21 protein-coding genes, 5 tRNA genes, 1 pseudogene and 1 riboswitch are annotated in these 16933 nt (G+C 66.3%); of the genes and pseudogenes, 9 read left to right on the top strand and 18 right to left on the bottom strand.

The features are described 5' to 3' along the window. Window positions 1-21 precede the first annotated feature (21 nt). Window positions 22-85: riboswitch (Fluoride riboswitch) on the top strand. A 74-nt stretch (window positions 86-159) separates the two neighbouring features. Continuing rightward, window positions 160-552: a fluoride efflux transporter CrcB gene (gene crcB / locus V3B41_RS17025; RefSeq protein WP_049430634.1), complete on the top strand. Its 393-nt coding sequence runs from the start codon at window positions 160-162 to the stop codon at window positions 550-552. 3 nt (window positions 553-555) lie between these two features. Here crcB and V3B41_RS17030 read toward each other — a convergent pair whose 3' ends face one another. Continuing rightward, window positions 556-1389 carry an AraC family transcriptional regulator gene (locus tag V3B41_RS17030; RefSeq protein WP_100443624.1) on the bottom strand — a complete coding sequence of 278 codons (834 nt, stop codon included), beginning with the start codon at window positions 1387-1389 and terminating at the stop codon, window positions 556-558. Window positions 1390-1523: 134 nt separating this feature from the next. Between V3B41_RS17030 and V3B41_RS17035 the strand changes: the two genes are divergently transcribed. Further along, window positions 1524-2018, top strand: a complete 495-nt coding sequence (locus V3B41_RS17035; protein WP_049430632.1) for a DUF6265 family protein — start codon at window positions 1524-1526, stop codon at window positions 2016-2018. A gap of 18 nt (window positions 2019-2036) precedes the next feature. Here the strand turns inward: V3B41_RS17035 and V3B41_RS17040 are convergent, their stop codons facing one another. Beyond that, a complete protein-coding gene (locus V3B41_RS17040) occupies window positions 2037-2543 on the bottom strand; it encodes an ATP-binding protein (protein ID WP_049430630.1) in 507 nt (168 codons plus the stop codon). 261 nt (window positions 2544-2804) lie between these two features. Here V3B41_RS17040 and V3B41_RS17045 point away from each other — a divergent pair, with 261 nt between their 5' ends. The 3 genes and pseudogenes from V3B41_RS17045 to V3B41_RS17055 form a co-directional block, all read left to right on the top strand. After that, a complete protein-coding gene (locus tag V3B41_RS17045) occupies window positions 2805-3881 on the top strand; it encodes a hypothetical protein (RefSeq protein ID WP_049430629.1) in 1077 nt (358 codons plus the stop codon). Between the two features lie 90 nt (window positions 3882-3971). Then, window positions 3972-4172, top strand: a complete 201-nt coding sequence (locus tag V3B41_RS17050; protein ID WP_049430627.1) for a hypothetical protein — start codon at window positions 3972-3974, stop codon at window positions 4170-4172. A 41-nt stretch (window positions 4173-4213) separates the two neighbouring features. Then, window positions 4214-4291 (top strand): annotated as a pseudogene (locus V3B41_RS17055) (thioesterase family protein); the annotation flags it as partial. 84 nt (window positions 4292-4375) lie between these two features. Here the strand turns inward: V3B41_RS17055 and V3B41_RS17060 are convergent. After that, on the bottom strand, window positions 4376-4645 hold the full coding sequence (locus V3B41_RS17060) for a hypothetical protein (RefSeq protein ID WP_049430626.1): 270 nt from the start codon (window positions 4643-4645) through the stop codon (window positions 4376-4378). A 124-nt stretch (window positions 4646-4769) separates the two neighbouring features. Continuing rightward, entirely contained in the window at window positions 4770-5474 is a 705-nt protein-coding gene (locus tag V3B41_RS17065) for a winged helix-turn-helix domain-containing protein (RefSeq protein WP_329861717.1), read from the bottom strand. 105 nt (window positions 5475-5579) lie between these two features. Here V3B41_RS17065 and V3B41_RS17070 point away from each other — a divergent pair, with 105 nt between their 5' ends. Further along, window positions 5580-6227: a flavin reductase gene (locus tag V3B41_RS17070; RefSeq protein ID WP_049430621.1), complete on the top strand. Its 648-nt coding sequence runs from the start codon at window positions 5580-5582 to the stop codon at window positions 6225-6227. Window positions 6228-6231: 4 nt separating this feature from the next. Here V3B41_RS17070 and V3B41_RS17075 read toward each other — a convergent pair whose 3' ends face one another. The 3 genes from V3B41_RS17075 to V3B41_RS17085 all read right to left on the bottom strand — a co-directional run bounded on the left by V3B41_RS17075 (window position 6232) and on the right by V3B41_RS17085 (window position 7937). Next, window positions 6232-6759, bottom strand: a complete 528-nt coding sequence (locus V3B41_RS17075) for a DUF4124 domain-containing protein (protein ID WP_295548533.1) — start codon at window positions 6757-6759, stop codon at window positions 6232-6234. 92 nt (window positions 6760-6851) lie between these two features. Next, window positions 6852-7361 (bottom strand): GNAT family N-acetyltransferase, encoded by a 510-nt coding sequence (locus tag V3B41_RS17080; protein WP_065428084.1) that lies wholly within the window; start codon window positions 7359-7361, stop codon window positions 6852-6854. A 78-nt stretch (window positions 7362-7439) separates the two neighbouring features. Then, the gene (locus V3B41_RS17085) at window positions 7440-7937 is read right to left on the bottom strand and encodes a GNAT family N-acetyltransferase (RefSeq protein WP_329861718.1); all 498 of its coding nucleotides are present in this window, start codon (window positions 7935-7937) and stop codon (window positions 7440-7442) included. A gap of 107 nt (window positions 7938-8044) precedes the next feature. Between V3B41_RS17085 and V3B41_RS17090 the strand changes: the two genes are divergently transcribed. Next, window positions 8045-8449, top strand: a complete 405-nt coding sequence (locus tag V3B41_RS17090) for an NUDIX domain-containing protein (RefSeq protein WP_049430614.1) — start codon at window positions 8045-8047, stop codon at window positions 8447-8449. A 72-nt stretch (window positions 8450-8521) separates the two neighbouring features. Here V3B41_RS17090 and V3B41_RS17095 read toward each other — a convergent pair. The 3 genes from V3B41_RS17095 to V3B41_RS17105 form a co-directional block, all read right to left on the bottom strand. After that, a tRNA-Cys gene (locus tag V3B41_RS17095) sits at window positions 8522-8595 on the bottom strand. A gap of 66 nt (window positions 8596-8661) precedes the next feature. Further along, a tRNA-Gly gene (locus V3B41_RS17100) sits at window positions 8662-8737 on the bottom strand. A gap of 142 nt (window positions 8738-8879) precedes the next feature. Further along, a tRNA-Gly gene (locus V3B41_RS17105) sits at window positions 8880-8955 on the bottom strand. A 130-nt stretch (window positions 8956-9085) separates the two neighbouring features. Between V3B41_RS17105 and V3B41_RS17110 the strand changes: the two genes are divergently transcribed. Next, window positions 9086-9487: a hypothetical protein gene (locus V3B41_RS17110; RefSeq protein ID WP_197650972.1), complete on the top strand. Its 402-nt coding sequence runs from the start codon at window positions 9086-9088 to the stop codon at window positions 9485-9487. Further along, window positions 9480-9908, top strand: coding sequence for a hypothetical protein (locus V3B41_RS17115; protein WP_049429469.1), 429 nt, complete (start codon window positions 9480-9482; stop codon window positions 9906-9908). Before V3B41_RS17110 ends, V3B41_RS17115 begins: the two co-directional genes overlap by 8 nt. 22 nt (window positions 9909-9930) lie before the next feature. Here V3B41_RS17115 and V3B41_RS17120 read toward each other — a convergent pair whose 3' ends face one another. From V3B41_RS17120 to pgsA, 8 genes are all read right to left on the bottom strand, one after another. Beyond that, complete coding sequence (locus V3B41_RS17120; RefSeq protein ID WP_197650976.1) at window positions 9931-10851, bottom strand: HlyD family efflux transporter periplasmic adaptor subunit; 921 nt, start codon at window positions 10849-10851, stop codon at window positions 9931-9933. Beyond that, window positions 10848-11576, bottom strand: coding sequence for an ABC transporter ATP-binding protein (locus tag V3B41_RS17125; RefSeq protein ID WP_049429471.1), 729 nt, complete (start codon window positions 11574-11576; stop codon window positions 10848-10850). The genes V3B41_RS17120 and V3B41_RS17125 overlap by 4 nt, the downstream gene beginning before the upstream one ends. Window positions 11577-11586: 10 nt before the next feature. Next, a complete protein-coding gene (locus V3B41_RS17130) occupies window positions 11587-12726 on the bottom strand; it encodes an ABC transporter permease (protein ID WP_295548527.1) in 1140 nt (379 codons plus the stop codon). Then, window positions 12723-14186, bottom strand: a complete 1464-nt coding sequence (locus tag V3B41_RS17135; protein WP_197619652.1) for an efflux transporter outer membrane subunit — start codon at window positions 14184-14186, stop codon at window positions 12723-12725. Before V3B41_RS17135 ends, V3B41_RS17130 begins: the two co-directional genes overlap by 4 nt. A 369-nt stretch (window positions 14187-14555) precedes the next feature. Further along, window positions 14556-14631 (bottom strand) — tRNA-Gly (locus tag V3B41_RS17140). 114 nt (window positions 14632-14745) lie between these two features. After that, the gene (locus tag V3B41_RS17145; RefSeq protein WP_329861719.1) at window positions 14746-15852 is read right to left on the bottom strand and encodes an NAD(P)/FAD-dependent oxidoreductase; all 1107 of its coding nucleotides are present in this window, start codon (window positions 15850-15852) and stop codon (window positions 14746-14748) included. Window positions 15853-15990: 138 nt separating this feature from the next. Continuing rightward, window positions 15991-16066, bottom strand: a tRNA-Gly gene (locus V3B41_RS17150). 235 nt (window positions 16067-16301) lie between these two features. Continuing rightward, the gene (gene pgsA, locus V3B41_RS17155) at window positions 16302-16928 is read right to left on the bottom strand and encodes a CDP-diacylglycerol--glycerol-3-phosphate 3-phosphatidyltransferase (protein ID WP_010486073.1); all 627 of its coding nucleotides are present in this window, start codon (window positions 16926-16928) and stop codon (window positions 16302-16304) included. Window positions 16929-16933 lie beyond the last annotated feature (5 nt).

Raw genomic sequence — 16933 nt, forward strand, 5'->3', positions numbered from 1 at the left:
TGCACTACCGCTGGTAGCATGGACCACGATGGGGATGGGGCTCCCCCGATAACCGCCTGAGAAGGCTGATGGCTCCTGCCAAGACGAACCCGGTGTTCGTCGATGGCAGGCCGTGCCTGCCCTCGGCGTTCGCCATCGACCCTGCACTCGAGGCACGCGATGCAAACGCTGAACAACTATGTCCTGGTCTTCATCGGAGGTGGCATCGGCGCCTGCCTTCGCCATGCCTGCAACCTGATCGGCGCCCGGGTGGCCGTCGGCAGCCCCTGGCCGTGGTCGACCTTCCTGATCAACATCAGCGGCGCGCTGCTGATGGGCGTGGTGGTCGAGGTCTTCGCGATGCGCAATGGCGCCTCGCCGCAGCTGCGCCTGCTGCTCGCCACCGGCATCCTCGGCGGCTACACCACGTTCTCCACCTATGCGCTGGAGATCGGCCTGCTGCTGCAGCGCGGCCAGCATGGGCTGGCCGCGCTGTATGCCGGTGGCTCGGTGGCACTGGGCCTGGCCGGCCTGTTCGGTGGCATGAAGCTGGCCCGGCTGGTCCTGGGCTGAGGCTCAGGCCGCGCCAGCACGCGCCTGTCCGCGCCATTCGCGTGGTGACTGCCCCGTGTGCGCCTTGAACGCGCGCGAGAGTGCCGCCTCGCTGCCATAGCCCACCTCGTCGGCAATCCGCTTCAGCGGCCGGCCCTGGCGCAGCGCCTGCTGTGCCAGCCCAACCCGCCAGCCCTGCAGGTACTGGCCCGGGGTGGTCCCCATCGCTTCGCGGAAGCTGGCGGCGAACACGCTGCGTGACATCCCGGCCACCTCGGCCAGATCTTCCAGCGTCCATCCCTGCGCCGGGGCTTCATGCATCGCCACCAGCGCCAGCCGCAATCGCGGATGGCCAAGCCCAGCGAACAGACCGCCGCGCATTTCGCCACCTTCCATCAGCTGGCGCAGCACCTGGATCATCACCACCTCGAACAGACGGTTGACCATCGCCGCTCGCCCGCAACGCTGCTCGAACGCTTCTTCGAACAACAACTCCAGGGCCGCCTTGCCGCCATACAGCTCGGCCAGTGGCAGGCAGATGAAATCAGGCAGCGCGGCACTGATCGGATTCAGCCGGCCGCCTTCGAAATGCAGGTTCGCGCAGGCCATGTCGGCGCCCTGCTGAGGATCGGTACTGAAGCGGTGCGGCATCGGGCGCGGGTACAGCAGCAGGCTGGGCACCTCGACCTGTACGGTCTGCTGGCCATGACTGACCCGCAGCGGGCCACGTCGCACCAGGTGCAGTTGGCCGGCCTCATCCTCGCCGTCCAGCGTGTTGATGCCGCACAGCGCACCGGCATGGAACACCGAGGCGGTGACCGCGAAGCGTTCAAGCAGAATGGCGAGGCGATCGACCATGGCGGGACGTTGGGTCAAGCGAGACAGGCTCAGTGCGACAGATCGTATCGGAATCACTGCAGGAAAGGAGGGCACTGGCCGGGCGGTCCACCGGGCGCTATACAGGCCCCAGATTCCCGCGCATGGAGGCACCGATGTCGATCCGCATCGCCCCGGCCCTGCTGACGCTGCTGCTTGCGGTGGCCCACGCACAGGCCTCGCCGCCGTCGAAGATCGAACACCTGGCCTGGCTGGCCGGCTGCTGGCAACTTGACGGGCAGCCGCCCGGCGCCGGCGAGCAGTGGTCCAGCCTTGCTGGAAACACCCTGTTCGGCAGCAGCCGCAGCCTGCGTGACGGGCGAACCGTCGGCTTCGAATTCATGCAACTGCGCCAGCACGATGATGGGCGCCTGGTGCTGACCGCCCTGCCCTCTGGCCAGAACGCCACGGACTTCAACGCCACGCGGGTCGATGGCAACGAGGCGGTGTTCGAGAACCCGACCAACGACTTTCCGCAGCGCATCCGCTACCGGCGCCTGGACGAGCAGCGGGCGCATGCGCGCATCGAGATCGCGCAGGACAATCCGGCACAGGCGATCGACTTTCCCATGCATCGCGTCGCCTGCGGTGGACCGGCGCCCGCGCGCTGATCCGCTTCCAGGTCACCCCTACGCCGTATGGCGGATTACCACGAAGCCTTCTTCCCTGGCCGGTGCCACGAAGTGACGGGTGATCTGCTCGAATTCCTCATCGCTGGCCTGGAAGGGATGCTCGCCGCGCGCATTGCGTGCACGCAGCCGCGCCTTGCAGACTTCGTCGGCAACATCGAGGAAGTGCAGTTGATGCGCGGCGCCCACTGGCGAGAACACCTCACGCGCCCACGCGCGGGTGGCGGGCGTGTTGAAGGGAAAATCGAGCGCCACCGAAACGCCGGCCTGCAGCAGCGCACGCAGATGATCGGTCAGCACGCTGCGCAGCGTGGCTGCGCGCTGCAGATAATCCGCGATGGAGTGGATTTCGCCCGGGTGCAGCGCTGCCAACCATGCGTCCTCGCTGATCAGCACGTGGTGCGGCCTCGCCACCAGTTGCCGCGACAGCGTGGACTTTCCTGCGCCAATCTTGCCGCACAGCAGGTGCAGGGTTGCGCCGTCGGCGGCGGGTGAAGGGTATTGCATCTACGATCTCCTCGGTGGATTCCAGTTCCCGGGAGAGCGCTGCGTGCAATCCGCCTTCCCGGGCGGGTTGCAGGGCCGTAACGACCGCGCGCTACCCCGCCTTCCCGTGGGGAATGCGGATAATCGACGCGGTGACATGCGGGGCCATGCCGCCAGCGTAGAGCGCCGCCTCTTCGGCCCGCAACCCCCTGCGGCAGTGCAGCGCGCGCAACGTTTCATTGGCATCTATGCTCGGCGCCATTCCCGCATGGAATGACCACGATGCGCCCCTTGCTTCGATGTGCCCTCGCCCTTGGCCTGCTGCTTCCTTCGACGGCATTGCTGGCAGCACCACCCTCGGCGCCACGCACGCTCAGCGGCGAGCTGCAGGGCGCCCCCTGGCGGCTGGATGTACCGGCAGACTGGAACGGCGACCTGGTGATGCTGGCCCACGGCTATGAGCCCGTGGGCGTGCCGCGCACCATGCCAATGGCCGCCAACGACAGCACGGCAGCGCTGCTGGGCGCCGGTTACGCCGTCGCGCAGAGCGCGTATTCCGGCCAGGGCTGGGCGGTGGCTGATGCGGTCAACGACATGGAACACCTGCGACACCATGCGCTGGGTGAACTCAAGCGCGTGCAGCACACCTGGATGCTGGGCTTCTCGATGGGCGGCGCCGTGACCATCGGCAGCCTCGAGCGCTTCCCGCAGCACTATGCCGGTGGCGTGTCGCTGTGCGGTGCTAATCTCAGTGGCGAACAGATCGCGGCCGACCTGCTGACCACGCTGGTCGCGTTCGATTATTTCTTCCCCAAGGCGGAGGGGCTGCCGGGCACCGGATTGGCATCGCGCGAAGCGGCCCTGCTGCCGCAGGGTGAGCTGTACCAGGGAATCGCTACTGCGCTGCAGCGCGACCCGGCGCATGCCGCGTTGCTGGCGCAGCGGCTGCAGGTCTCCCGCGGCGAAGTGGCCGGCACGATCAGCCTGCACGCCCTGGTCCTGCATGAACTGGCCACACGCAGCGGTGGCATGCCGGTCGGCAACAGGGGCGTGGTCTACAGCGGCTTCGGCGATGACTCCGCATTCAATGCCGGGGTGCAGCGCATCGAAGCTGTACCCGCCGCGCAGGCCAAGGTGCGCGCGACGCTGGCGCTGACCGGCGCCCTGAAGCGCCCGCTGGTGATCCAGTTCAACCACAACGACCCGACCATCGTGCCGCACATGCAGACGGCGTATCCGCAGTTGGCCGCACACGCCGGTGCGCGGCCAGCGCCACGGGTACTGCCATCGGTGGGCGAAGGGCATTGTGGCTTTTCGGAAGCACAGGTGGTCGACGCCTTGAAGGCGGTACAGCACTGAGACCAGCGCGTGCCGCAGCGCATCAGGACCGTCCAGCAAGTGCTGCTATGGTGGCCCGGCCCATTGACGGGCACACAAAGGACTGACGTGATGATCAAGACGACCTTGAAGACCGTGATGCTCCTTGGCATGGCCGTGACCGGCCTGGCCTTCGCTGCAGATTCCTGCGAGTTCTGCACCCTGAAGTACGAGCAGTGCCTGCGTACATCACATGGACCGCTGGGCAAGACCTCCGAGCAGTGCCTGGCCGAATACAAGCTGTGTCGTGAAATGGACTGCCCGTCGCCCTGACCGGTGTCCGGCCGGCTCCTTCGGGGGCCGGCTCAGCCCACCTGTTCGGCACGCCCGAAGGCGAATGGCTGGGCTTCGACACGTCAGTCTCGTTCGGCCGACAGGGGCTTGGCCTGACCCGCACGGTGCTGCACGATGCGCGCGGTCCAATTGGCACGCTTGACCAGGCCTTGACCGTGCGCCCGTTGCCGCAACAGGCCGGATCAACCGCCCAGCGTGCCCATCGTGAAGGTGTAGCCGGAGCTCATCAGGAATTCGCGCATGCGCATTTCCGCCCGCCGTGGCGAGGCCAGGTTGGCCGGCGCATACAGTGCATACACCAGGCCCGATCCCTCGATATGCTCGCGGCGGACCTCGCAGCGAGCGGTCTCCGAGGCAATCACCCATCCGTCCTTCAGCCGCTCCGGTCCAATGGATTGCCCGTTCTTCAACCGGAAGGTCAGCCAGCGCACATCTGCCAAGATTTTGCTCATTTCCGATTCGCTCCGTGCCCGAAGCGACCCGTGATGCCCTTGCTCGCCATTGCAGCTCCCTGAGACGTGGAACTCGACCATAACGCCTTGCCATGTCGTGGGTGACTGAGACTGGACGGGCACCTCAGGTCGCCAGGTTGAACAGCCGCCACAATGCCTCACGCCCCGGTGGGGTCAGGCGCAGTTCCCGGCGGCCTTCCACGCGCCGAAGCCAATCGTTGTTCACGAAACTGTCCAGCATCGCCTCACCGACCAGGCCTGCCAGGTGCGGGCGACGTTCGGTGCAATCCAGGCAGCCACGGCAATAACGCGCCGGCTTGGCCACCACCGGCTGCCGCAGAAGCTCGCGCAGTGGCTGGCCCAGCCCGCCGAGGAATGCGGCGCCTTCGGCGCTGATCCGCCAATGCCCTTCGCAGGGCAGCACATGCCCCACCTGCAGCAGGCGATCGGTGATGGCTACCGCGTGCACACCGGCCAGGTGCCGATAGCAGGAACGCGCCTCGCGCAGCGCGGGCATGCTGCGCGCGGCCGCAGCGGTACACGAGGGGATACGGTCGGCCACGCGCAGGATGCCTTCGAGCATCTCTGCCACCTCGCTTGACGCCAACCGGTGATAGCGATGCCGCCCCTGCGCCAGCGCCACCAGCAGATCACCTTCGACCAGCCTGCGCAGGTGCATGCTCGCCGTCTGCGGGGTCACACCGGCCACGTGCGCCAGCTCCGTTGCGGTGTAGGCACGCCCGTCCATCAACTGCAGCAGCATGGCCGCGCGTGCCTGGTCACCGACCAGGGCGCCGACACTGACAAGGGAACCAGAGGTGTGGACCATGCCGGGATTGTGGCACGCCCACCTGTGCAGACACTTCGATGCAGACCGAAGCTTCGGTGCCCGCAACCACGCCACAGTGGCCGTCCCGCCACCGTGAGATCCACCGTGAACACCGCCTCGATCCAGCGCCGCCGCATCACCCCATCGGTCCTGTACCCGGGCACGCCCGTGCTGCTGATGACCACGTTGAATGACGATGGCAGCAACAACATCAGCCCGCTTTCTTCGTTCTGGGCACTGGGCAACCGCGTGGTACTGGGCCTCGGCACGCAGGGCCAGGGCTATCGCAACCTGCAGCTGCGCAACCAGTGCGTGCTGAACTTTCCCTCATCCGCGCAGGCCGCGCAGGTCGAGGCCATCGCCAGAGCGACCGGCTGCAACCCTGTGCCGGCCGCCAAGCAGGCGATGGGCTACGTGCACGTTCGTGACAAATTCGCGCTGGGCGGGTTCAGCCCCGTCGCATCCACCCACGTTGCGCCGATGGCGATTGCCGAATGCCCGTTACAGGTGGAGGCCAGCGTAATGGCGATGCATCCGCCCGGCGAGGATGATGGCCAGGGCTTCGTGATCGTCGAAGCCCGCATCCGCTGCGTGCATGCGCACGAAGACATCACCGTGGACGGCACCCAGCACATTGATGTGGCGCGCTGGAAACCATTGATCTACCTGTTCCGGCACTACCTGGGTGTAGGAGAGCCGGTCGGGCGCAACTTCCGCGCGGAAACGCCCATGCGCGCGTCTACCGCGCAGTGACCAGTCAATTCGCAGGGGCGGTCGAACTGCTGAACTTGTCGCGCACCGACCGCTCACGTTCGCGCCGGACCGATGCACACTGTTCGCGCGCGTTCGACATCTGCGTATCTGCTGCAACGCGCTCAGCGCTCAACGACTGCTGCAGGCTGGCGATCTGTGCACGGATGCCGGAGTCCTGTGTCGCGCCGGCCAGGTTGGTGCCCGCCGCAGCAAGTTGATGGTTCAGCTCGGCGACCTGCCGGCCAACCTGCTGGCTGCGGGACTCCAGCGGACCGTAGATGCGCGAGCGCTCACCCTGCACGCAGTTGCGCTCGGCGATGCCGGCGTCGGCCAGTTCGGTGTTCTGGTACACCGCCGCGCGGTTCGATGCCTCCCCCGCCGTTTCCGTGGAGGAACGGCTGGAACGCAGCTTCATGGGTTCAGCGCCGGCAGCACAAGGATTCTGGCTGTACACCGTTTCGCCGGATGCGCCCTTGCACTTGTAGACCTGGGCCGATGCCAACGGGGCACACCCCAGCAGGATCATCGCCATCACTGCCTTCCCTTTCATCCTGCACCGCTCCCTGGTTCATTGGACAACCGCCACGATACGGTGGTTTGGTGGCGACTGCACGCTGGCGCCATTCAGACCGTTTCGCCCTGCAGATCGAGCACATCCGTGGTCCAGCGGCGCGCTCCCAGCGTGGCCACCATGCCGCCGCGATAGACGAACCGACGTGCGTGACCGTCTTCAATGAAGCAGGTCTCGTTCTGCATCGGCACATAGCCCGCAGAAGCATAGTGCCGATGATCCAGAGCGAACAGCACGGCGAAATCGACACCGTGCCGGCGCAGCTCTGCATGGGCCGCCTCGATCAAGCGCGAGGCAACGCCTTGCCGGCGAACGTCGGCACGCACCACCACGCCGCCGATCAGGCCGATGCGTTCCGGCTCGCCATCCAGCAGTGCATTGCGTTCGTACAGTGCGAGGTGGGCGACCACGTGATCACCTTCCATCGCCAGGACCAGAGCGACCGGCCCCGGGATGGCGTAGCCCTCGCCCTGCATGTCCGGGAAAGCCTCGCGGAGCAGATCCACCGCCTGCTGACGGTGTTCCGGCGCCACGCGCTCCCTGCTGGATACCTGAACGTGCATTGCCCTGTCTTCCTGGAACCGGTGTCCAGCCTCATCGTGCCACGGAAACATGACCGTGCCCGCGGCAACGTTTCACTGTCAGTGCAGTGTGATCCAGTACGAGACGATATCCGTGTAGCTGCCCTCGCGCTTGACTGCCCGCGGCTCCCTGCCGAGTGCGCTGAAACCCAGCGATTCATACAGCCCGCGCGCGGCAGTATTGTCCGCCAGCACCGTGAGGGTGAGCGATTCAATGCCTTCGGCGCGCGCAGACGCAAACGCAGCAAGAAGAAGCTGGCGGGCGACACCCTGGCCACGATGGTCGGTGCCCACATGGACACTGTGCACTTCCGCCGTATGCCGTCGCGCCATCCGCATCGGGCGTACGTAGCGCAGGAAGCCCGCAAGCATGCCGTCGATGAAAGCGCCGAAGTAGCGCGTGCCAGGATCAGCAAGTTGGATGCGCATCACGTCTGCCGTCTCATTCTGCGCTTCGGCCAGCGTGGACAGGAACGCAGCGGGCGACTCGCCAAGCGCCTGCAACCGTGCCTGCCAGAGAATGTCGGCGTCGTCAGCACCAAGCTGCCGGATGAGCATGCGACACACCTGCGAGGTTGTTGATACACAGGCGCCCAGCCTAGCGCGGGTCCGCCTGATGCGACGTGCATGCGGGAATGAAGAACGTCCCTTCTTCACCCAACGCCATGACTGAACTGCAGATTCCCCGCGTGGGATGTGGCGCCGTCGTCCGTGATGCCGACGGCCGCATCCTGCTGATCCAGCGCGGACGCGAGCCGGAGCGCGGGCACTGGGGCCTGCCCGGTGGAAAAGTCGACTGGATGGAAACGGTGGAGGCTGCCGTGGTCCGTGAAATCCGCGAGGAGACGGCGCTGGAAGTGACGTTGCTGCGCCTGCTGTGCGTGGCCGATCATTTCGAGCCGGCGCTTGCGCAGCATTGGGTCGCGCCGATCTTCGAGGCACGGGCATCTGCCGCTGCCGAGGCCTCCATCCAGGAACCGGGCGTGCAGACCGGGCTGGGCTGGTTCGCGCGGGATGCCCTGCCCCAGCCGCTGACCCAGGCCACGGTGCAGGCGCTGGCCATGCTGTAGCGGGTATCGATCCGGGCGCGTGCCGGTATCCAGGCAAACAAAAAGCCCTGACCGGAGTCAGGGCTTTTCAATTGGAGGCCTCAAGCGGAATCGAACCGCTGTAAACGGATTTGCAATCCGGTGCATAGCCACTCTGCCATGAGGCCAACGTACTGCGCGCCAGGAACGTAGCCCTGACAAGACAAAACCCCAAGATGGGGCCTGTCGGAACATGGAGCGGGAAACGAGACTCGAACTCGCGACCTCAACCTTGGCAAGGTTGCGCTCTACCAACTGAGCTATTCCCGCGTAAGCCGACATGCTACCGGAAATCCGGAAAACACACCAGCGATTTCACCTTTCTAACTGCGCGTAAAGCCTTGTGGCCCAACGTGCCCCGCCTTGCCGTGGCGGGAGAAAAACAAGGCCCCTACCGGGGCCCTGTAGAATCTGGAGCGGGAAACGAGACTCGAACTCGCGACCTCAACCTTGGCAAGGTTGCGCTCTACCAACTGAGCTATTCCCGCAGATTCCATTCGACCTGCGTCGAAGGAGCGCTATTGTGTCCAAATTCCTTCACGCCGTCAACAGTCTTCACATCATGCGGTCACAGGCGTCCGCGCTGGGGTACGCTGCCCCGCCCGGCCCGGTTCGCCCATGTTCCTTCGCGGCACGCCCCTGTTGATCGCCCTGCTGCTGCACCTGCTGGTGGCCCTGCTGTACTGGGCACTGATACCACTGGGAATGAACGGGTATCGCGACCATTTCGGCTTTACGTCACATCGTGACATCGGCCTGGGCATCGCCCAGTTCCATCTGTTCTGGATGTTCATTGGCGCCCAGCCGCTGATTGCGGTGCTGCGGCCGCTGTTCGCCAAGCTGCTCGTGCTGGCCATTCCCTTGGCATTCGCAACCTGGACGCTGATGCACAACCATCCGCTGCGCCTGCTGTACTTCACGGTCGGGCCGGGTTTGCTGGCACTGGCCGCGATCGCCATATCCGTGCGCCATGCATCACGCAGCCACTTGCCCACCACCACGGACACCGCCGATGCCTAGACGCTACGTCCGCCTGTTCTGGTTGCTGGTTGCATTGACCTGGCTGGCGTTGATCGCAGCGCTGGTCAACGCCGGCTTCACCCCGGACTACTGGCTGCTGCATCGCCTGGAAGGCGCCGAGCTGCCCTACCCAACCAGCACCGTCATCGTGTTCACGCTGCTGGGCACGGTCGAGCTGGTGGTGGCCGCCTTGATCGTGCGGCCCTGGAAACTGAAGCGGCTGTGGTTGCGCCTGCTGATCGCCTTCGCGCTGCTGCTTGTGTGGTCGGTACCGTGGATGCTGTCGGCGATGCACCAGCCGCCCGTACACGGTATGCACCTGCTGTGGTTGCTGCTGCTGGATGTGGGCCTGCTGCTGGCGCTGTGCGTGGTGTCGGCGGTGAGCGCATGGCGGGCACTCAGGCGTCGAAAGGGTTCATAAGCGCCCCGACACAACGCCAGGCCTACTTCCGGAACTCCACGCGCACGTGCTGGCCGAAGCGCGCCTTGGCCTCGCCATCGAACTCCAGCACGCACTCCACCACCTTGGCCACGCCGCGCCCTGCGTCTTCAGGCAGGCGTGCCTGCGCGAACACCGGGCTGATGCGCACCACGCGTGCAGTTGGCAGCGTGCCGGTGCTTTCGGCGCCATCGCTGTCCGGCACCACCGTGGCCTGCATGCCTACCTGCACGGCATCGGCATAGGCGGCGCTGAGTTCGGCACGCACCTGCAGCGGGCGCGCCGGCAACAACGAGATCGCCGGCTTGCCCGCCTGCACGAAGGCGCCAAGGCCCGGCACCTGGCCGACCACCGTGCCGGCTTCCGGCGCACTCAGCGACATCTGCTGCAGTTTCAGCCTGGCGTGTTCCAGCTTGTGCTGGGCCATGTCGACCTGCGCACCGGCAACGTCGACATCGGCACGTACGCCGGCCAGCTGCTGCTTGGCCGCATCGGCCTGCTGGTTCGAGGACACACCTTCGCTGGCGCCCGTAGACAGGCGGGTGGCGTTGCGCTCCAGTTCGCGCAGCTGCGCCTGGCTGCCCTTCAGGCGGTCATTGGCCAACGCCAGGTCGGCGGTGGCCATTGCCACTTCCTGCTGCAACAGGGCGCCATCCAGCGACAGCAGCAGCTGCCCCTTCTTCACCACGGCGCCTTCCTTCACCGGCGCAGCGGTGATCGAGCCATCCACCGGTGGCGCCAGTGCGATCAGCCCGCCTTCGACGTCGATGATGCCCCGCGCCACGGCGACCTTGCCGGCGACGACAGTACCCGACTTGCCTGAGGGTGCCGATGCGGGGGTGGGCGCTTCCCTGGAACAGGCACCGAGCAGCAATGCCGCCGACAGGGCCAGGCTGAGGGGAAGCAGGTTCGACGTCTTGGTCATGGGGCGGACTCTACAGTTTCGTTCTGGCGGCGGTCATCACGGACCATGCCGTCTTCCATGGCGATCACCCGGTCGGCATGCCGGATCAGGCGCGGATCGTGGCTTACGCACAGCACGGTGGCGCCATGCGCACGTGCGTAGCGATGCAGGATATCGATCACGCGCTGGCCGTTCTCGGCATCCAGCGCGCTGGTGGGCTCGTCGGCGAAGATCAGCGTCGGCGACTTGGCAAACGCGCGGGCCACAGCAACGCGCTGCTTCTCACCGCCGGACAGCTGCGCCGGGCGCATGTGGCTGCGATGGCTGAGGCCGACTTCTTCCAGTGCACGGCGCGCCAGCGGTTCGCTTTCGCGATTGCGCATGCCGCGGTAACCCAGTGGCAGCTGCACCTGCTCCAGCGCAGTCAGTGCCGGGAACAGGTTGAAGCCCTGGAACACGAAACCGACATGGTGCAGGCGGAAACGCTCCACTTCGGCGCGGCTCATGTGGCCCACATCCTGGCCGAGTGCATGCACGCGCCCCCCATCGGGGGCGGACAGGCCGGACAGCAGTGACAGCAGCGTGCTCTTGCCGCATCCGGAAGGGCCGGATACCAGGGTCAGCTCGCCGGGATAGATGTCCAGCGACAGGCCACGCAGCACCGGCACCTGCACATCGCCGGACATGAAGCCCTTTTCCAGTGCGTCGGCCCGCAGGGTCGGAGCGACGGCGCGTGTAGAAGTCATCAGCCGGTCCTCAACGCAGCAGCAACGATGGATCGGAGCGGACCACGCTGCGCACCGCCATGATGCTCGACAGCATGGCCATCACCGCGACCAGCGCCACGCAGCCGAGGATCACCATCGGTGTCAGCTGGACCGGAACGCGCTGGGTCTGCGCAATCAACAGCACCACCGTGCTGAAGGCCGCCGCCAGCAACATGCCGACTCCGCCGATCAGCAATGCCTGCTCGAACACCACGCGCGCCAGCGCATAGCGACCCGCACCGAGCGCATTGAGCGTGGCGTACTCGCGTACCGAGCCGGCCACCACCGACGCGAACGACTGGTTGGTGATCACCGCGCCGACGAAGCAGACGATGACCGCCATGAACAACACCGCGATACCCGCGCCGGTATCGAACAACCAGTACTGCTGAGAGCGGCTGGCGAATTCCGGTGCGGTCCAGAACTCGACCGGTGTGGCCTGGCCCATCGACGCCGCAAGGCGGTCACGCACGCGATCGGCCAGTTCCGGCGAGCGCACGCCCGCCACGAAATAGGTACTGCCCTCATGCGGGTCGGTGCCGGCGATGGCGCGCGCGGTATCCAGCGAGGCCAGCACGTTGACGCCACCAAGACCACGCAGCCCCGGCTGCGCGGCAACCACACGCACGGCCTTGCCGTTGATCCACGCGCGGTTGCTCTGCAGGTCCACGCCGAGCGTATCCAGGTCGGCGCTGTCCACGATCACGGCCCCCGGTTCACGCAGCTGTGCACGCAGATCGGCCGGCAGGATGCGAGCGAACATCATCGCGTCGTCGCGGGTGGAGATGCCGGACAGGTAGACCGACACATTGCCTGTACCCTGCGCACTGGAACGCCACTCGCCATCCACCCACTCGTAGGGTTCGACGCGGGTGACATCCGGGTCCATGCGCAGGTGGCTTTCAACATCCGCGCTGATCGCATGGCCGTAGTTGACGCTCTGGGTACCGGGGAAACCGGCCCAGATATCGGCCGAGGACGCCTTCACGTAGATCGCGGCGGTGCCGAAGATGCCCAGCACCAGTGCCGCCTGCACGATCAGCAGCACACCGGCGAAACACATCGCCAGCACCACCGGCAGGAACCGCCGCCACTCATAGGCCAGGGTCTTGCGGGCCAGCGCGATCATTGCGAAGCGTCCTCACCCTCGACCGGCAGCGGTGCGCCACCCAAGGCGCGGTACAGCGAGGCGAACGCCAGTACGCGCGCGCCCTGCGCGGCGATCAGGTCGCCCTGCGAGGCCAGCGCCGCACGCTGCGTGTCCAGCCCATCGAACTCGCTGGACAGGCCCAGCTGCACCTGCCGCGCCTGGCGCTTGACCTGCTGGCCAGCAGCATCATTGGCCGCACGCAGCGACTGGATGCTGCTGTCCTGGCGAGCCAGGCTGCCCAGCGCGCCTTCCACTTCACTCACACCCTCCAGCACCGCCTTGCGGTAGCCGAGCAGCGCGGCATCGAGCTGCTTCTCATCGGCATGGAAGCGCGCGCGGCGCTGGCCCCAATCCCACAGCGGGATGTCGATGTATGGGCCGATCGACGGGCTGGAATCGGAATTGGAGCGCGCGTTCTGGGTGAGGTTGTAGGCGTACAGGATCGAGCCGCCGAGGCTGACCCGCGGATACATTGCCGCGCGGGCGGAGCCCTTGCTGGCGGCGGCCTGCATCACCTCCGATTCGGCCAGCAGGATCTGTGGCCGGTGGCGCAGCAGATCCGCAGGCACCTGCTGCAGCGAGAACGTGCCCAGCTTCGGCGGCGTGCGGTACGCGCGCCAGGCTGGATCCGGACCGTCACGGCCCAGCAGCAATGCCAGCGCGCGGGCCGCGTTGTCAGCGTTTTCCCGAGCCTGCGCGACGGCGGCGCGGGTGGCGGCCTGGCGTGCACGCAGGCGGTCCAGTTCGCCCGGCTCACCCAGTCGCAGCCGTTGACGGATCAAGGCCAGCTGCTCGCCGCGATCATCCACGGCCTGTTGCCGGGCCAGCAGGTCCTGCTGGGCCTGTGCCACGGTCAGGTCCAGATAGCTGCGCACCACGTCGGCGATCACCGCAACCTGCGCGGCGCGGCGCAGCGCCTCGGCATTGCCGGCCGAGGCCTGCGCGCCCAGCTGCGCGCTCTCGGCGGCGCCGAACAGGCCCAGGTCCCAGATCGCTTCGATGCCAGCATGGAAATAGGTATCGACCGCAGCAGCGTCCTGCACCTGCTTGGCGCTGGCCGAGATTTCCGGCAGGAAGCGCGAGTCCGAGGTGCCGGCGACGATCCGCACGGCCTGCAGCCGCAGCGTGGCCTGCTGCAGGTCGAGGTTACCGGCGATGGCCTGGTCCACCAGGCCGTCCAGCGCCGGGTCGGCCAGCACCTTCCACCACTGCCTGGCATCCACAGCCACGCCCTGCCCCTGCGGCACCTGGGTCCAGGCGCTGGGCGTGCGATCAGGCAGGTCCGGGACGGACACCGACATGCAGCCAGCCAGGGCCAGGCTTGCCAGCAGCGCGGAGGGGCGCAGCACTGCCTGCAGGGAGAATCCGCGCCCGGTCCCGGGCACTGCCACTGGAGTGATACGCCTGACCACCAGCCCGCCAACGTGTAGAAGGAGCATGAAGGCTACCGTGCGATTGTGGAGCGAACATGGAGAAATGGTCCGAAAAAGGTCACAGCACGCGTGCGGTTCAGGCAACGATGCCATTGGCCTTTCGCCAGCCTTTCACCGCATACGACGCACGGAACGCTGATGCAAAATCCAGGCCATTGCGTCTTGTTGCCGTCTTCGCCGAGCCCCGCGCCTGCAGTCGTCCCCACGACCGATACGCCCCTCCATTCCGATTGCGACACTGACGCCGGAATCGTCACGCCGGGCCACTGATATCACGCCCGCCATGAAGATGCCGTGGCGCGACTGTAGCGGCCCTGCCGGCCAACTTCATGACAAACGAAAAACGCCCCCTTGCGGGAGCGTTCTTCTTGAATCTGGAGCGGGAAACGAGACTCGAACTCGCGACCTCAACCTTGGCAAGGTTGCGCTCTACCAACTGAGCTATTCCCGCAGATTTCGTTCGACCTGCGTCGAAGGAGCGCTATTGTGTCGATATTGCTGCACGGCGTCAACAGGAATTTTCGCCTGCATTTTGGGACGGCGTTCAGACCCCTGCCTGCTCTCTTCACGTGCGCAGTCCACGGCGGTGGAAGTAGACCTGCTCGGCGATGCGCCGCGTAGCCGCCGTGTGCAGCAGTGCGTTGAGCGGCCAGTCGGCCTGCAGATGATCCATCGCCCAACGCAGCAGGTATTTGCCGTGAAATGCAGGCGCGGCCTGCCGCGCCACCCGTTCGGCGTCCGGCCCCTGGCCACGCAGATGGCGGGCCATCGCCTCGCCGACTGCCCAGCCGTGTCGCCATGAGGAGTGGATGCCGCCGGCCGAGAGCGGCGAGACGATGCCGGCCGCGTCGCCGGTCAGGATCACGCGCTGGCCGGTGATCGGCCCGTCCGGCCGGCCGCAGGGCACCAGGCCGGCGCGGGTGGCCGAGGGACGCGCCGAAGGCGGAATGCCGACCACGTCGCGCACGTGATCGAGGAAACCATCGATGTCCGGCCGCCGCACCTGTTGCGGGTCATGACGCAACGCCAACCCGACCTGCAGGCCGGTTGGATTCTGCGCGACCCAGCCGATGTAACCCGGCGCGTAGCGCTTGCTGACGAAGCAATGCAGCGCATCGCCCTGCGTCACCTGCAGGCCGGCGAACTCACGTTCGACGCCGTAGAGGTTGTCACGCACCTGGCCGAGCCCGGTGCGCTGTGCCACGCGTGAGCGTACGCCGTCAGCGCCAACCAGATAGGCACATCGCCCTGACCCATCCACCAGCCAGCCGTCACCATTGCCATGGGCATCGGTGAAGGACTGCTGCAGGCGCAGGTCGACACCGTTCGCGCGCAGCTCGCTGGCCAGCCAGCGCATCAGGTTCGGCGTATCGGTGGTGAGGAAGTAGTAGCCCGGCGCGGCGAGCAACACGCTGCGAAGATTGGGGGCATACAGGCGCACGTTCGCGACCCGCTGCACCAGATGTCCGGGCATGCGTCCCAGCCAGGTCTGCTCCATCGCTTCCTTCACCACGATGCCGGTGGTGTGCAGGCGTTCGCCGGGGTCGGCCTTGCGTTCCAGCACGCAGACACGCAGGCCGTATTGGGCGGCCGCCAAGGCGCAGGCGGCACCGGCGAAACTGGCGCCGACGATGACTACGTCGTGGTCGTAGGCGGAGGGCGTGTGGGGCATTGCTGCATCGTCCTGGAGGAACACAGATGCAGCTTCGAGCGGGGGCGTGGTGAGACGAAGAAGTGGCGGTGAAGTGGGAATGAAGCGCGCAGTACGCAAACGAAAAACGCCCCCTTACGGGAGCGCTTTTCTTGAATCTGGAGCGGGAAACGAGACTCGAACTCGCGACCTCAACCTTGGCAAGGTTGCGCTCTACCAACTGAGCTATTCCCGCTTGGGAGGCGAAATTTTACCTATTCCAAGGATTGCGTCAAGCGCTTTTTTCAGGGTCTGGGAGGCGCCTTGCACCGCCTATCCACGCATGGCGTGGATCTACTACAGCGTCTCCGCAAACTGATGGATCCGCCCCCTCCGTGGATGCGGCATTTCCAATAGATCCACGCCATGCGTGGATGGCAGCAACCGTGGGGTCAGAGCCCTTTCCTGCGGAAAGGGATCCGACCCCGGGCTCAGTTGCCCAGCTTCTTCTGTCGCGAGCGCTCGCGTGCGGCGCGTTCGTCTTCGCGCAGGCTCGGCCAGGCGGCGTGCAGGTACTGCAGGCCCGACCACAACGTCAGCACTGCGGCAATGGCCAGGGTCCAGTCGCCGATGTGGAACACCGGCCAGCCCATCCAGATGTCTTCCACCGGCACGTTCGGCGCCACCGAATACAGCAGGCACAGCAGCGCGACCATCTGCGCGGTGGTCTTGACCTTGCCGATCATCGCCACGCGCACCTTGGCGCGCTGGCCCAGTTCGGCCATCCATTCGCGCAGCGCCGACACCGCGATCTCGCGACCGACGATCACCGCCGCCCAGAACGCCATCCACGGCGTCGGGTGGCCCTGCACGATCAGGAACAGCGCCACCGCCACCATCAGCTTGTCCGCGACCGGGTCGAGGAAGGCGCCGAAGGCCGACTCCAGCTGGTAGCGGCGGGCGATCCAGCCATCGAGCCAGTCAGTGATCGCGGCCAGGCCGAAGATCGCCGCCGAAGCGAAGTTGGTCCAGGTGTAGGGCAGGTAGAACACCAGCACCAGCACCGGGATCATCACGATCCGCAACAACGTCAGCCAGGTGGGCAGGGTCAACTTCATGCTTG

The organism is Stenotrophomonas sp. SMYL89 (assembly GCF_036319985.1).
GTDB classification, from domain to species: domain Bacteria; phylum Pseudomonadota; class Gammaproteobacteria; order Xanthomonadales; family Xanthomonadaceae; genus Stenotrophomonas; species Stenotrophomonas maltophilia_Q.

What these genes read in the sequence shown, in the direction of transcription:
- V3B41_RS17050 (WP_049430627.1), top strand. Translation starts at nt 3,972, where the DNA reads ATGATCAAGACGACCTTGAAGACCGTGATGCTCCTTGGCATGGCCGTG.
- V3B41_RS17030 (WP_100443624.1), bottom strand. Translation starts at nt 1,389, where the DNA reads ATGGTCGATCGCCTCGCCATTCTGCTTGAACGCTTCGCGGTCACCGCC.
- V3B41_RS17080 (WP_065428084.1), bottom strand. Translation starts at nt 7,361, where the DNA reads ATGCACGTTCAGGTATCCAGCAGGGAGCGCGTGGCGCCGGAACACCGT.
- V3B41_RS17135 (WP_197619652.1), bottom strand. Translation starts at nt 14,186, where the DNA reads ATGCTCCTTCTACACGTTGGCGGGCTGGTGGTCAGGCGTATCACTCCA.
- V3B41_RS17130 (WP_295548527.1), bottom strand. Translation starts at nt 12,726, where the DNA reads ATGATCGCGCTGGCCCGCAAGACCCTGGCCTATGAGTGGCGGCGGTTC.
- V3B41_RS17075 (WP_295548533.1), bottom strand. Translation starts at nt 6,759, where the DNA reads ATGGCGATGATCCTGCTGGGGTGTGCCCCGTTGGCATCGGCCCAGGTC.
- V3B41_RS17110 (WP_197650972.1), top strand. Translation starts at nt 9,086, where the DNA reads ATGTTCCTTCGCGGCACGCCCCTGTTGATCGCCCTGCTGCTGCACCTG.
- V3B41_RS17115 (WP_049429469.1), top strand. Translation starts at nt 9,480, where the DNA reads ATGCCTAGACGCTACGTCCGCCTGTTCTGGTTGCTGGTTGCATTGACC.
- V3B41_RS17060 (WP_049430626.1), bottom strand. Translation starts at nt 4,645, where the DNA reads ATGAGCAAAATCTTGGCAGATGTGCGCTGGCTGACCTTCCGGTTGAAG.
- V3B41_RS17035 (WP_049430632.1), top strand. Translation starts at nt 1,524, where the DNA reads ATGTCGATCCGCATCGCCCCGGCCCTGCTGACGCTGCTGCTTGCGGTG.
- V3B41_RS17045 (WP_049430629.1), top strand. Translation starts at nt 2,805, where the DNA reads ATGCGCCCCTTGCTTCGATGTGCCCTCGCCCTTGGCCTGCTGCTTCCT.
- V3B41_RS17125 (WP_049429471.1), bottom strand. Translation starts at nt 11,576, where the DNA reads ATGACTTCTACACGCGCCGTCGCTCCGACCCTGCGGGCCGACGCACTG.
- V3B41_RS17145 (WP_329861719.1), bottom strand. Translation starts at nt 15,852, where the DNA reads ATGCCCCACACGCCCTCCGCCTACGACCACGACGTAGTCATCGTCGGC.
- pgsA (WP_010486073.1), bottom strand. Translation starts at nt 16,928, where the DNA reads ATGAAGTTGACCCTGCCCACCTGGCTGACGTTGTTGCGGATCGTGATG.
- V3B41_RS17120 (WP_197650976.1), bottom strand. Translation starts at nt 10,851, where the DNA reads ATGACCAAGACGTCGAACCTGCTTCCCCTCAGCCTGGCCCTGTCGGCG.
- crcB (WP_049430634.1), top strand. Translation starts at nt 160, where the DNA reads ATGCAAACGCTGAACAACTATGTCCTGGTCTTCATCGGAGGTGGCATC.
- V3B41_RS17065 (WP_329861717.1), bottom strand. Translation starts at nt 5,474, where the DNA reads ATGGTCCACACCTCTGGTTCCCTTGTCAGTGTCGGCGCCCTGGTCGGT.
- V3B41_RS17085 (WP_329861718.1), bottom strand. Translation starts at nt 7,937, where the DNA reads ATGCTCATCCGGCAGCTTGGTGCTGACGACGCCGACATTCTCTGGCAG.
- V3B41_RS17090 (WP_049430614.1), top strand. Translation starts at nt 8,045, where the DNA reads ATGACTGAACTGCAGATTCCCCGCGTGGGATGTGGCGCCGTCGTCCGT.
- V3B41_RS17040 (WP_049430630.1), bottom strand. Translation starts at nt 2,543, where the DNA reads ATGCAATACCCTTCACCCGCCGCCGACGGCGCAACCCTGCACCTGCTG.